Origin of the sequence: Pantoea sp. Lij88 (genome assembly GCF_030062155.1) — a bacterium.
Taxonomy (GTDB): domain Bacteria; phylum Pseudomonadota; class Gammaproteobacteria; order Enterobacterales; family Enterobacteriaceae; genus Pantoea.
Window position 1 is genome coordinate 302,208 of record NZ_CP118267.1, and the last position, 13,357, is coordinate 315,564.

Sequence of the window (13,357 nt, forward strand, 5' to 3'; positions counted from 1 at the left end):
GCCCGCATAAAGCGGGCCTGACTCTTTCACGTTTCAGAAGCTGTTGAGGCAGGCCGCCAGCTTTGGCCTGTCACTGCAACCGATGTGGTGATCGATTCGGCTAATCATGTACGGGTAAAACGGGTTGGAGGTGGCGCGCATAATCGAGTCCAGCCCGACAATCAGCACCGCACTCTCACCACGCAGTGACAACGTACCAAAACTGATCCCAAACTCATTCTTCTTCGCGGGTGCACTGCCATAGAGACCATCCTCCGCCGGAAACGGTATGGCAACGTGTGACAGCGAGTAGAGCCCCGCCGGATAGTTAATGGCCAGCGGCTGAATCCGTTCCTGAGTCTCTCCGGCGGGCACGCTTTTGGTCACCATTTGCAGCGAGGTGGCGGAAGCATTGGTGATGACCGTCGAGGCATAATTGCGACGGGTTGCAGGCAGCAGCTGATTTACCGCCGTGTATGAGGAGTGCCGGAATAGCGGACTGACGGTGACGGCCTGATTGATATCGAACAGTACCAGCTCACTGCCATTCTCCGGCAAAAAATTGTACAACGAGCGGATTACCGAAGGCGTGCTGACGGTAGAATCCATCACCGACTGAAAAGTCAGTACCGGCGGAAAGCCAGATAGCTGCTGATTACGCGCGTAGTGCTGGATCTCTTTCTGCAGCGCCTGTGTCAGTAAATAGGTCTGGCGGGCAGCGTGAACCGGAAAAGAGTTATATTTAAACGGATTAAACTCCGGCACGATGTTCAGCCACGCGGTTTTTGAGAAGGCCGGAAAAACAGAGGGCAGACCGGCGATGCCAGCGAAGCGGGCAAATCTCGTCACACCGATCATCGGAGATAACAGAATCAGCTGTTGTGGACGACGCAGCGAGTCATCGCCCAGGCTGTCGAGCGCATATTTTACTGCCAGCGCCCCGCCGTTCGAGAAACCGACCAGATGCAGCGGCGTCTGCGTGCCTGCCAGACGGGTTGCTTCCCGCACCGCCAGACGCGTAGCAGCCATCCAGTCCTGCCATTCAACATCCGTTAAACCTGCGGGCACCGTGCCGTGACCCGGTAACCTTATCGCCACCGCCACAAAGCCCCGCTGACGATAAGTCTCTGCTACATGACGCAGACTGTAAGGGCTGTCCGTCAGCCCATGCAACAGCACGACCGCACCGCGCGGCGTGCCTGTCGGGCGCAGAATGTAGGAGCGGTTCCAGTCCTGATCAAAATGGCCCGGATAGATCATGCTGCCAGCGTAATATCGGTTGAGCGGGGTTTTATCTTCGGCTTCAAGTTGGTTGCTGACCTGCTGCTTCATCTCGTCAAACAGCTGATTTTCGGCAGTGAGGTAATCGGCATAACTGGCTTTATCGAGTTGTGCCACGGTCAGTTCATGGGGGATCCAGGTGTGCCAGCGATGTAGATCCGGTCCGCGCTCTGCTTCATAGATTCGGATGATCAGTATCAGCAGTAAAAGCACCCCGACCACTATCACCAGCCGCCAGAGTCTGCGTTTAATTGTTTTCCATTTCCGGGTCATACATCCTGTCCTGAAAAATTAAAATGCATAGCGAAACCACGCGAATAAAACGTTGCCATTATTGTAGGTGCCCGGAATATAAGTGAACTGCACATTCACCGCCTTATAACCGGCAGAGAACAGCGGCAAAATAATGGGGAGCGGAATGTAGTTACCAAAGTCTTCCCGTGCGGTGATCCCGGCTGTTAATCCGGCACCCAGTCGAAAGTCCTGACTCGAACCCGGATACCAGCCCTTTTCCCAGCCATAACCGACAATCGGCTGCCACTCGTTGTGCGAATCTTTAAAGGCCATCGCATAGAGCGCGCTCCAGTCGCCGCTGTCGTTGTAGCGGGAAATACCCAGACCGCCGCCCCAGGGATTCTCGTTATAGTGATCGGTTTTTTCTTTGTCGTACATGAAGCGGGCGTGCCAGCTGATAAACGGCAGATAGAGATCGGTGTGTTGGGGATCGTTCCATGTCTGCGCCACAGTGTCAGTGAATCCATTCCACCACGAAGAGACGGGTGTGGTTTCAGCATGCAGTGGCGCAGCGGTCAGCAGTGCAGCAACAACTGCCGTTGTAGTTGAAATTTTCATTGAGCATCCCGATCAGCGTGCAGAGCAGATGGAAATTGAGTATAGCGCAGAGGCAGAAGCAATCTTTGTCAGCGGTCATGCTTCGCTTAGACGGGGGTTTCAGAAGACATTGAACAAAGGATTTTGATGCGGGGCTCTGGCGATTTCAGGCTGAAATCGCCAGAACTGTACAGAATTTGAGCATCAGACAGCACTGATTACAGTGAATGCTTTTCTAAGGGAGCAATGGATCAGGCCGGGAAGGTGTGGTCTGGAAGAATTGATCAGGCGGTAAAACCGGATTCAGCCGCAGGGCTGAATCCGGGGATGAGTTATAAGGCTTCAGCCTCTTTCTGCTTTTCGCCAAACTTCTCTTTCATGTGTGACTCAATCTCTTCCAGGCTCTTGCCACGCGTCTCTGGCACCATCGCCATCACGAAGATCAGCGACCCGACGTTAATCGCAGCAAAGATGAAGAAGGTCGTGCTGCCGGCATATTCCATGACCGGCGGGAAGCCAAACGCCACCACAGCGTTAAATATCCACTGTAGTGAGACGGCGCCGCCGGTTAACACACCACGCAACTGCATCGGGAACAGCTCTGACATCATCAGCCAGTAGACCGGCGAGATGCACATCTGCATGCAGAACAGGAACAGCAGAATGCAGGCCAGGGCGAGATAGCTCTGCATCACGCTGGAGCTCATAAAGGTCAGCACGCTGCCCAGCATGATCTGTGCAGTAATCACCAGACACAAACCGGTGATCAGCATCGTACGGCGCGGGAAGCGGCTGATGGCCCAGATGCCGACAAAAGTCGCCAGAACAGAAACCACACCATTCCCGATGGTGGCCGCAATTGAAGCGCTGGTCCCCAGGCCTGTCGACTTCAGGATGATCGGCGTGTAGTACATGAAGCCGTTGACGCCGGTAAACTGTGCAACAAAGCCCAGTCCGACACCGATGACCATCAGGCGGATAACCCACTTCTCGCGGATCAGGGTTTTCGCATCCGGCCCGCGCTCTGCGGCCCTCGCCTGTTTCTTCATCTGCGCCATCTCATGACGTACCTCGCGGGGCGTTTCGCGCAGATATTTCAGAATCTTTTTCGCCTCTTTCAGTCGCCCTTCCGCCACCAGCCAGTGAGGCGACGCGGGAACGAAGAACGTACCGATGAACAGCAGGAAGCCCGGCACCATAGCAATTGCCAGCATGTAGCGCCACAGGTGCTGATCATGCAGCAGATAGCTCAGCAGCGTACTGGCAACGTAGGCGATGAGCTGTCCGGTGACAATCATCAGCTCATTGCGGCTGACCAGCGGCGCACGCAGGCGTGGGCCGGCAATCTCGGCGATAAACACCGGTACAGTGGAAGAGCCACCGCCGACAGCAATCCCCAGCAGGAAGCGCATAGCCACCATAACGTTGACGGAGGGCGCCAGCGCGGTTCCCAGAGAACCCAGCACAAAAATGACCGCCAGGCTGCGCAGTGTAATACGGCGGCCAAAACGGTCGGAGAAGAAACCACTCAGGAAGGAACCAATAGCGGCGCCGAACACCAGCGAAGAGGCGACCAGCCCTTCTGTGAAGGAGTTCAGTCCCAGACCACCCTGATCGGGGGGTGAGGTCATATAAGGTAACGCACCCGAGATAATCCCGGTGTCATAGCCAAAAGCCAGCGCGCCCATGGTGGCAACGAGCACCACTAAAAAGATGCGCTGGCGTACCGTATCCGCAGGCGCGTGATCGCCCGCTTCACCAGAGTCTGGTGTATTCGTACTCATAATATTCCTGCCATTAATAAGTTAAACATCCGTTTGATTAAATTTCATACGGAATAGAAATGGAACATAGTTACCGATTGGGAAGAGAAGTGTAGACGGTATTTAAAAGTTAGCTTTAGCAATGCGATTTTTATGGCGGGGATAATTAACCGAAGAAATAAACCAGCGTAATAGTGACTCTCTGAAAGTTATTCAGCCATCAGCATTACGCGTTGAGTTCCTCCTGGATCCAGCTCAGAAAATGGGCGATGCGGGGAAACTGGGCGAACCCGCGAGGGAAGACCAGATGATGGGCGCTAACAGGCAGACTCTCCTGCTCTGACAGGACCCTGACCAGTTTTCCGCTGCGCAGGTAGTCCTGAGCCAGCAACTCACTCTCAAATATCAGACCGTGACCTAACATCGCCGCTTCAAGACTCATATATGAGCGATCAAAACGAAATAACCACTCTTTATCCGGCTGAGGTAATTGCTGAGACGCAAACCACTGCGGCCATTGAATAAGCGGTGACTCGGATAATATCAGCGCATGATGAATTAAATCAGCGGGCTTCTGAACAGGATGGTGTTCCAGATAGGCGGGAGAAGCCAGCACCGACATTTTTTCATGGCGGATGGTTTTAATTTCAAAGGCATTCCATTCCGGGAATCCGTGACGTATGGCTATATCAATATTGTCGCGACTGAAGGACAGGTTTTCGTAGGAGCAGGAGAGCGTGAGCTGGAACTCAGGATAGCTGTCACGAAATCTATGAATGCGTGGCAACAGCCACAGCAGACCGAAACTGGGTGCGCAATGGATCCTGAGGTTGCTGCGCGCTTTCTCGTTACTGATGCGCGCCGTCGCCTGCGCCAGGCCCATCAGTATCGGCCCAATCTCCCTGAGGTAATGTTCTCCCGACAGCGTCAGCACAACCCCTTTTGCCGAGCGATTGAACAGAATGCAGCCCAGCTCCCGTTCCAGTTTTGCCAGCTGATGACTGGCCGCCGAGGGGGTAATACTCAACTCTTCGGCCGCACGCGCGACATTACCAAAATGGGCCACCTGCTCAAAAACCCGCAGTGATTTAATCGAAGGTAAGTGATCAGACTGCTTATCCATCCGCGCCTCCACTCAGGATTTTTGTGATGTATGCCCATTTTTAAATCACAGAATTGTTAACTCCATCAAACCAACAAATTCATTCAGCATCAAATGAATTTTTTTGCATTGCCAATATTAACCGCATTATCAATTCTGATCGTGACCCTGCCGGTAGCGATACCGAACCACTAATAATTATTCTTCTGGAGTGGACAATGTTACTCGAAAACAAAGTTGCGATTATTACAGGTGCCGCCTCTCAGCGCGGCATTGGCCGGGCCACAGCCACCTGCTTTGCTCAGCAGGGTGCGCGCGTCGTGGTGCTCGATTTGGATCTGCAGGCCGCCCAGGCCAGCGCACTGTCGTGTGGTGACGGGCATCTCGGTCTGGCAGCCGATGTCACCGATCCCCTCTCCGTTCGTCGCGCCATCGACCAGGTCCTTGAGCACTTCGGGCGTATTGATGTGCTGGTCAATAATGCGGGGATTACTCAGCCGGTTAAGACACTGGAGATTGGCATGGAGGATTACAACCGTATTCTTGATGTCAATCTGCGCGGCACGCTGCTGATGTCTCAGGCGGTGATCCCTTCCATGCAGCAGCAGAAAGGCGGCAGCATCATCTGTCTTTCATCGGTATCGGCACAGCGCGGCGGCGGTATTTTTGGCGGTCCACACTACAGTGCAGCCAAAGCGGGCGTTCTGGGCCTGACTAAAGCGATGGCGCGCGAGTTTGGCCCCGACCAGATACGCATTAATGCCCTCACGCCCGGTCTGATTCAGACGGACATCACCGGTGGTCTGTTACAGGATGAACGCCGCCACGCCATTCTCGACGGTATTCCGCTCGGACGCCTCGGTACCGCCAGCGATGTCGCTAACGCGGCGCTCTTCCTCGCCAGCGATCTCTCCGGTTATCTCACCGGCATCACGCTGGATGTGAACGGCGGCATGCTCATCCATTAATCAGCGCCCTGCCCTGCCCGCACGCCCTGCGGGCTAACTTCGGGAGTGAACACCATGACCACGCTTAATCTGAGCGCAGCCTCTGCTGCGCGCGATATCACCTATCGCAAAATTGCCTGGCGCCTGATGCCCTGGCTGATGCTCTGTTACCTCTGTGCCTATCTCGATCGCGTCAATGTTGGCTTCGCTAAATTACAGATGATGGATGATTTATCACTCAGCGAAACCGTTTATGGGCTGGGTGCCGGGATCTTTTTCATCGGCTACTTCTTCTTTGAGGTGCCGAGCAACCTGATCCTGCATCGGGTCGGCGCACGTCGCTGGATTGCCCGCATTATGATTACCTGGGGCATTATCTCAGCGCTGTTCGCCTTTGTTGAAACAGCCTGGCAGTTTTACCTGCTGCGCTTTCTGCTTGGCGTCGCCGAGGCGGGTCTGGCGCCAGGTCTGCTGCTCTATCTCACCTACTGGTTTCCGTCTTATCGTCGCGCACGCATGACGGTGCTCTGGTTTATCGCTATTCCACTCTCCGGGATGATAGGTGGCCCGCTCTCTGGCTGGATTATGGGGACGTTTGCAGGTTTCCACGGCTGGGCGGGCTGGCAGTGGATGTTTATGCTGGAAGCTATCCCCACTCTTGTTATGGGTTTTGTGGTACTGAGGGTTCTGAAGGATCGGGTGGAGCAGGCGGACTGGCTGGATGACGACGAGAAACGTCGCGTGCGTGCCGATCTTGACGAGGACAACCAGCAGAAGGCCTGTCACGGAACAGTAAAGGCCTTTGTTGCCGATCGTCGTCTCTGGCTACTGGCAGTGATCTATTTTTGTGTGGTCATGGGCCAGTATGCACTGACCTTCTGGTTACCCACTCTGGTGAGAAACTCGGGCGTCAGTGAACCGCTGCATATCGGTCTGCTGACCAGTCTGCCTTACCTGTGTGCCATTATCTTTATGCTGCTGGCCGGGCGCAGCGGCGATCGCCATCGTGAACGTCGCTGGCACCTGATTGTTCCGATGCTGGTCGGACTCACCGGACTGACGCTGGCGACCCTGCTCAGCCATAGCGTCTCCCTGTCACTGTTTTCTCTCTGTATTGCCGCTGCGGGCATTCTTTCCGCCTCATCACTGTTCTGGATGTTACCGACCAACCTGTTGGGTGGCGTCTCTGCTGCCGCAGGCATCGCTGCGGTGAACTGTATTGCTAATCTGGCCGGGTTCTTCTCACCGTGGCTGATTGGTTCTATCACTACCGCAACCGGGTCACCGGCTTCAGGAATGTATTTTATTGCTGCCGTCCTGCTGGGTGGCGCGTTATGCGTGCTGCGCATCCGGGCAGCGGATGTTAATCGTTAATCAGGAGGTTACATGACTGACTCTCGTCACCGTTCACACGCGCTTTCACTGCAGCAACGCGCAAGCCATATTCGCCGTCATGCCCTGTTAATGGGCCAGGTTCAGGGACAGGGCTATATCGGTCAGGCACTGGGTGCCGCCGATTTGCTCGCCGTCAGTTATTTTCACGCATTGAATTACCGGGCGGATCAGCCCGAGTGGGAAGGTCGCGACCGTTTCTATCTGTCGATTGGTCATTACGCTATCGCCCTTTACGCCGCGCTGCTTGAAGCGGGCGTGATACCTGAGGAGGAAAGAGAAACCTATGGTGCCGATGAAAGCCGGCTACCGATGTCTGGCATGGCCGCCTATACCCCCGGCATGGAAATTACCGGCGGTTCACTGGGTCATGGCCTGGGTATTGCCGTCGGTGCCTGCCTGGGGCTGAAGCAGAAAGGCTCACAGGCGCGAATCTATAACCTGCTTTCAGACGGAGAGCTTAATGAAGGCTCCACCTGGGAAGCGGCAATGTCAGCTTCACACTGGCAGCTTGATAACCTGATCGCCATTATCGACGTCAACAATCAGCAGGCTGACGGCCACAGCAGTGAGATTCTCGCTTTTGAACCGATCGTGGATCGCTGGCAGGCTTTTGGCTGGTATACCCAGCGGGTCGATGGCAACGATATTGCTGCTCTGCAGGACGCCTTTGACGCTGCACGCAGCTGGCCTGAACCCCAGCCGCGCGTCATCATTTGTGATACCCGAATGGGCAAAGGTGTGCCGTTCCTGGAGAGCCGTGAGAAAACTCACTTCATTCGTGTTGACGCCGATGAGTGGGACAAAGCCCTGACCGCACTTGAGCAAGGAGTCTGAGATGAGTTCACAACCGCAAAAAAAACGTCTGACCACATCCGCCATGATCGCCTCAATTGCTGCTGAGGGTCAGCCTACGGTTTCTGCTCCTTTCGGGCATGCTCTGGTCGCTCTGGCAGAGCAGCGCTCAGATGTGGTGGGCCTGACAGCAGATTTAAGTAAATACACCGATCTGCACCTGTTCGCAGAGGCTTTTCCGCAACGCTTTTATCAGATGGGGATGGCGGAACAGTTACTCATGAGTGCCGCAGCGGGAATGGCGCGGGAAGGCTTTATGCCGTTTGTCACCACGTATGCCGTGTTTGCTTCCCGTCGCGCCTATGATTTTATCTGTATGGCTATCGCCGAAGAAAATCTGAACGTCAAAATTGCCTGTGCACTGCCTGGGCTGACGACCGGTTATGGTCCGAGTCATCAGGCGACTGACGACCTGGCTATTTTCCGGGGCATGCCGAACCTGACAATCATCGATCCCTGTGATGCTCTGGAGATTAGCCAGGTCATTCCGGCTATCGCAGAGCATCCGGGGCCTGTCTATTTACGTCTGCTACGCGGTAAGGTTCCGCTGGTGCTGGATAAATATGACTATCACTATCAGCACGGTAAGGCTCAGCGTCTGCGAAGCGGTAAGCATGCCGTAATTATCAGTAGCGGATTGATGACCATGCGGGCACTTGAAGCTGCTGAAGCGCTGGAGAAGCAGGGCATTGAGATCGGGGTGGTTCACTCTCCTATGATTAAACCTCTCGATGAAGAGACTATCCTGAGGGAAGCGGGGGTGGCAGTGCAGGGTAATCAGCATGTTATCACAGCAGAGAATCATTCCATTACCGGCGGGTTAGGCGAAGCTATTGCGGCGCTGTTAATGCGAAACCAGGTCACTCCACGCTTCAAACAGATTGCCCTGCCGGATGCATTTCTTGCCGCGGGCGCATTGCCGACGCTGCATGACCGTTATGGCATCTCAACCGATGCTATGGTTAAGCAAATCGTCAACTGGCTTGAGGCCTGATTCCTCTAAAAACCGGGTCATGCCCGGTTTTCTTCTTTGTGCATCATTATCTGCCCTGTAAAATCCTCCTTCATTCCCGTCTTTTTTGCTCCCTGTACGTCGGTTTACTGATTGCAGTGGTCAGCACTCTCTGCGTCTCGGCAGACTCTTTCCATGCCGCTAACACTGCTACGGTTGACGAGATTTGTTGCCGTACGAACGGATCAGGTCGATTCACTGTAAACAGCAATTCAGGCAGTTCTCCTCTTTACCCTGATGAGCCTGCAGGTGTTTTCTCTCAGTAAGTTGATGCTGTCATCCCCTTTGCTCAATACAGTGAATCAGGTCTTTATTGCGTGATCCGTCAAAGCTGCCCCTTTTCATAGCTATCTTCAGAAAATAAATTTTATCCTGAGAAAAAGTTATCCACTTTTTCTGTGGATAAGTGAGGGATATTTTCTGAGTATCTTTTTGCGCACTCTTATCATCACGGGGTTGTCGGTGGGTTACGCTTCTTTTCTGATCGCATTTATTCAATCATCAAAGGCAAGAAGGGGATTTTTTGTCTTAAATGTTGGCGATTTCAGGCTGAAATTAATGACACTTTAGATTGTAAATCAGTAGCTTAGTTTGAATATTATGATGGCGTAAGAATTTGGCCCGGAATGGTATGCAGTGGAGAAATGAGCTATCTTAACCCGGCATGCAATGACGGGGGTTTTCTGAAAGAAGACTGGTCACTAATGAACCAGCAACAAAAAATCTTTCCTTGCATTATGGCGACGACTCAAAGATGACTGGCCGCGAACTGACATGTTAGCGATGGCATCATGTGACATCAGCGATTTATTGTCATCCGCGAATGAGCGGTATGAGCACGCTTTCAGCATCGGAAAAAAAGCTATCGCAGAATGGCGATTTCATGGGGATTTCGTCGAAGGCATAAGAATTAAATCATTATATATCAACGCATTAACAAAATCATGAGCGGCGAAACCCTGGCGATTTCAGCCTGAAATTCCGCCTCCAGCTACCGCTTAACTGATACCGGCCAGCAAATAGACAAAAAAAAGCCAGCCTTAATGGCTGGCTGATTTGAATACGGAGAGGTTAATGGTTGAGATACTTTTTCAGCGTCTCAGCAATAACTTTATCCAGTTCTTCCTGCAGTTCTTTTGACTGCCGGTTGAATTCATAGCTGAACATACGACCGCGTACCTTTTTACGGGCAAAGCGATCTTTATCTGCAAACGACCAGAGTACAGTCGCCTGCGTTTTATCTTTCTCCGGCTCCTTCATCAGTGTCTGGCTGCCCTGTCGAACCAGTCGCAGAATATGATTCTTAAGCTCATCCTCGGCCAGTCCTTCGCGGGCGCAGACTACATCAATCTCTCTGGAAATCGACTTAATCAGGGCTTCAACACTTTGCCCGGACTCACTCAACTTGTCAGCAGCCTGCAACAGCGCCTTATAGTCGGGATAAGTTAGCTCAGCGTGGTTTGGAAAGAGTGAGATTAATTCTGCCGGAACACTGGCGGCCTGCAGGGCACGCGTAACTTTTGCCTGAGATAAACCCTGGTTTTCAGCGATCTCTTTCTGCGACAAACCACCCTCTTTCAGCGTCAGCAGCCGCATACCCACTTCACGCAGATTGTGCTCGCGTGCCGTCTGAATATCCTGCGCCAGTCGGCGGGCTTCATCAGGAGTAATTGCTGCGTCAGTGATCAGCACGTCCAGGCCGGTTTTGCAATAGAGCGCGGCAGCCCGGCGGCGCGAGCCGTCGAGGATCTCAATGCGGTCATCGCGCATCACGCCAATGGCCGGGAAGAACTGTTGCAGCTTGATGGTGCGGATAATGTCGCGCAGTGAATCAGGCGTCAGGCCTGCCTGGTCGCGTCCGTTGGTTTCCATCGTGACAAACGTTTTGCTCTCAACCTCACTGGCGGCAATACGTTCAAATCGAAACAGGGCGCGCTTGCCCGTTGCCAGAACAAAGGTCTGATTGTGCTGGCTGTCAGTCGTACCATTTTCGAGTGGAGTCTGGCTGAAGGTTCTGCCAATCGTGATTCTTTTTGCGCTCATACAAACCTCAGTTCAGGCGAATAAATTCGATACGGTCGAAGACGGCTTTTGCAAAATCCTCTGCGGCGGATCGCGCATTTTTCAGCGCTTCGCTGCTGCCGACGTAAGTCGCAGGATTAGCGGAGATAACCGTATCAAAGGATTCGCCGCAACGTTCGAAACCATCAAGGCGGGGAAGGGCAGCATCCAGCATGTCACCGCCAAAAATCTCTTTCGCCAGGCTATGGCAGAGTTTGTGGTCAGCTTTATTGGAGAGTTTGGACATGAAACCGATGTTGCCCTGCAGGCGACAGGTTGCGCCGGAGTCTTCGATAATCGCAATCAGTTCCGGCAGGCGCGTCAGGTACTTCAGCGTCGAGTGGAAATCGACCTGAGCCGGAGGCACCGGGGTCATCAGCAGGTCTGAAGCGGCAATCGCATTCTTGAGAAAGGCATCCAGATGCGGGCCGCTGTCGATAAAGATAAAGTCATAATCTTTTTTCAGTTTGGCAATGACGTTGTCGTACAACACGGCATGGACATTCTGTTGCGGCAGATGCTCAGCGCAAAGCTGGTCCCAGCTTGAGGCAATAAAGGCATCATCAATTGAGGCAGGCAGTACATCCACACCCGGAATAATTGATGGAACAATAAATTCGTTTACCAGCTCATCACGGGAGACATTCTGCAGCATCGCTTGCGCCGCGGTCGCTTCAACAAGCCCTACTGAGCGCTCGTGATTCAAAAACATGGTTGCCGACGACTGCGGATCGAGGTCAATGACCAGAATGCGCAGATCTTCAAACAGCAGATGAGGATGCGCACGCAGTGCATGGGCCAATGACACGGTAGAAACCGTTTTGGAAACACCGCCCTTAAGATTACCGACAAAAATAGTGTACGCATCGCTGTGGCGATCGCGATATTTCGGTACGCCACGATGATGATAAATATCGATAATGTTCTGAATCGACATAGCATATTTGACAGAAGAACCGGCGGCACGTTTATCAAACTGATAACCGCTCTCTTCCATCTCATTAACGGCATAATCCACACTGGCTCGGGTCAGTTTGGGCAACTTAGCTAACGCCGCTTTGGCATAGACCTGATAATACGTATTTTCATGCAGTTCCTGCTTTTGCGCCTGAATCTGGTCGGTGAGGCTCAGCAGCATGCGTTCTGAACGCTGTGCAACTTTCATCACCTGCTTGTCATCGTTAGCCATAGTTGCTCCAAACATGTAGGATTTATGACTTTATACAGAAATCCTGCACGTGAGGCAATAATTTATCCTCTCAACATGATCTGCGTTTCTATGTAATCCCTCGCGTTTTGGTGAGCTTCATCACATTATAATTTCCGTCCGGACTAATTCTGCGGTCAGAACGCGCTCAACATTCACTGTAATCAGCAGTTCATTCACTGTAGTGAGCAAGCAGGTTTAAAAATGATCAACCGAATTGGATGCACCATCTGAGCAGGTGAGCCGGACGCATGACGCTGCGCTGAGGGCGCTAAACGTTCACTGTAATCAGCAAAGCGAGAGTGCTATCCGGTGATTTATACCCAGATAGGGAGCATGTTGGGAGTGGGATTAACGGGTAATGTGGCAGGGCGGACAGGCTACTGCGCTGATTTTTACCTTCATATGACCCTGACATTCACTGTAGTCGGTAGCCTTTAAAAGAACAGCACAGGCAGAGATAACGTTCACTGTAATCAGTAACCGTGTGTTCAGCGGTTCAACCAGAGGAGTGGGGGAGACAAAACGTTCACTGTAGTCAGCATTAATCTGCTGACGAACCTTTAGCGGCTCATTAAAGCATCGGGATCAGATCAGAGAATAGGCAATTGTCAGTGCAGGACTGATTGTGATCGGCAGTGCTGAAGGGATCGTCCACAAACGTTCACTGTAATCAGTAAATCCCGACAGGCGCGAACATTCACTATAGTCAGTAATAGAAGGGGGATACCTCAAACATTCACTGTAGTCAGTAGAAAGCGTGCTGGCGGTTCGCCCCTGTAGCGAGCCCGTGTTGACGCTATCAGACAACAACCGTCATAGCTCATTCCGGCAAGCCTCCTTCCGCTCAACAATGACTATTCAGCATCAGTCCCTGCACTACAGCCATCTGTTCACCGGCTTGACTACAACGTTCACTGTAGTCAG

The 13,357-nt window shown here is 52.8% G+C and carries 10 protein-coding genes; 4 read left to right on the forward strand and 6 right to left on the reverse strand.

Features of this window, described 5'->3' with window-relative positions; translation table 11 throughout:
• Positions 1-33: 33 nt before the first annotated feature.
• The 4 genes from PU624_RS01645 to PU624_RS01660 all read right to left on the reverse strand — a co-directional run bounded on the left by PU624_RS01645 (position 34) and on the right by PU624_RS01660 (position 4,977).
• Positions 34-1,533 carry an alpha/beta hydrolase gene (locus PU624_RS01645; RefSeq protein ID WP_283545120.1) on the reverse strand — a complete coding sequence of 500 codons (1,500 nt, stop codon included), beginning with the start codon at positions 1,531-1,533 and terminating at the stop codon, positions 34-36.
• Between the two features lie 18 nt (positions 1,534-1,551).
• Entirely contained in the window at positions 1,552-2,112 is a 561-nt protein-coding gene (pagP, locus tag PU624_RS01650; RefSeq protein WP_283545121.1) for a lipid IV(A) palmitoyltransferase PagP, read from the reverse strand.
• Between the two features lie 311 nt (positions 2,113-2,423).
• The gene (locus PU624_RS01655; protein WP_283545122.1) at positions 2,424-3,875 is read right to left on the reverse strand and encodes a sugar porter family MFS transporter; all 1,452 of its coding nucleotides are present in this window, start codon (positions 3,873-3,875) and stop codon (positions 2,424-2,426) included.
• Positions 3,876-4,080: 205 nt separating this feature from the next.
• Positions 4,081-4,977, reverse strand: a complete 897-nt coding sequence (locus tag PU624_RS01660; RefSeq protein WP_283545123.1) for a LysR substrate-binding domain-containing protein — start codon at positions 4,975-4,977, stop codon at positions 4,081-4,083.
• A gap of 197 nt (positions 4,978-5,174) precedes the next feature.
• On the opposite strand from PU624_RS01660, the gene PU624_RS01665 reads away from it, so the two are divergent.
• Genes PU624_RS01665 through PU624_RS01680 form a run of 4 tightly spaced genes read left to right on the forward strand, consistent with a single transcriptional unit; the run spans position 5,175 to position 9,144 of the window.
• Complete coding sequence (locus PU624_RS01665; RefSeq protein WP_283545124.1) at positions 5,175-5,924, forward strand: SDR family NAD(P)-dependent oxidoreductase; 750 nt, start codon at positions 5,175-5,177, stop codon at positions 5,922-5,924.
• Positions 5,925-5,978: 54 nt separating this feature from the next.
• A complete protein-coding gene (locus PU624_RS01670; RefSeq protein WP_283545125.1) occupies positions 5,979-7,277 on the forward strand; it encodes an MFS transporter in 1,299 nt (432 codons plus the stop codon).
• Between the two features lie 12 nt (positions 7,278-7,289).
• Entirely contained in the window at positions 7,290-8,132 is an 843-nt protein-coding gene (locus tag PU624_RS01675) for a transketolase (protein WP_283545126.1), read from the forward strand.
• Position 8,133: 1 nt separating this feature from the next.
• Entirely contained in the window at positions 8,134-9,144 is a 1,011-nt protein-coding gene (locus PU624_RS01680; protein ID WP_283545127.1) for a transketolase family protein, read from the forward strand.
• 1,089 nt (positions 9,145-10,233) lie between these two features.
• Here the strand turns inward: PU624_RS01680 and PU624_RS01685 are convergent.
• Both PU624_RS01685 and PU624_RS01690 read right to left on the reverse strand, forming a co-directional pair.
• Entirely contained in the window at positions 10,234-11,205 is a 972-nt protein-coding gene (locus PU624_RS01685) for a ParB family protein (RefSeq protein WP_283545128.1), read from the reverse strand.
• A gap of 7 nt (positions 11,206-11,212) precedes the next feature.
• Positions 11,213-12,412, reverse strand: a complete 1,200-nt coding sequence (locus tag PU624_RS01690; RefSeq protein WP_283545129.1) for an AAA family ATPase — start codon at positions 12,410-12,412, stop codon at positions 11,213-11,215.
• Positions 12,413-13,357: the final 945 nt, after the last annotated feature.

Bases quoted from the DNA above. Each gene is read 5' to 3' on its own strand.
- PU624_RS01645 (WP_283545120.1), bottom strand. From the start codon at position 1,533: ATGACCCGGAAATGGAAAACAATTAAACGCAGACTCTGGCGGCTGGTG.
- pagP (WP_283545121.1), bottom strand. From the start codon at position 2,112: ATGAAAATTTCAACTACAACGGCAGTTGTTGCTGCACTGCTGACCGCT.
- PU624_RS01655 (WP_283545122.1), bottom strand. From the start codon at position 3,875: ATGAGTACGAATACACCAGACTCTGGTGAAGCGGGCGATCACGCGCCT.
- PU624_RS01660 (WP_283545123.1), bottom strand. From the start codon at position 4,977: ATGGATAAGCAGTCTGATCACTTACCTTCGATTAAATCACTGCGGGTT.
- PU624_RS01665 (WP_283545124.1), top strand. From the start codon at position 5,175: ATGTTACTCGAAAACAAAGTTGCGATTATTACAGGTGCCGCCTCTCAG.
- PU624_RS01670 (WP_283545125.1), top strand. From the start codon at position 5,979: ATGACCACGCTTAATCTGAGCGCAGCCTCTGCTGCGCGCGATATCACC.
- PU624_RS01675 (WP_283545126.1), top strand. From the start codon at position 7,290: ATGACTGACTCTCGTCACCGTTCACACGCGCTTTCACTGCAGCAACGC.
- PU624_RS01680 (WP_283545127.1), top strand. From the start codon at position 8,134: ATGAGTTCACAACCGCAAAAAAAACGTCTGACCACATCCGCCATGATC.
- PU624_RS01685 (WP_283545128.1), bottom strand. From the start codon at position 11,205: ATGAGCGCAAAAAGAATCACGATTGGCAGAACCTTCAGCCAGACTCCA.
- PU624_RS01690 (WP_283545129.1), bottom strand. From the start codon at position 12,412: ATGGCTAACGATGACAAGCAGGTGATGAAAGTTGCACAGCGTTCAGAA.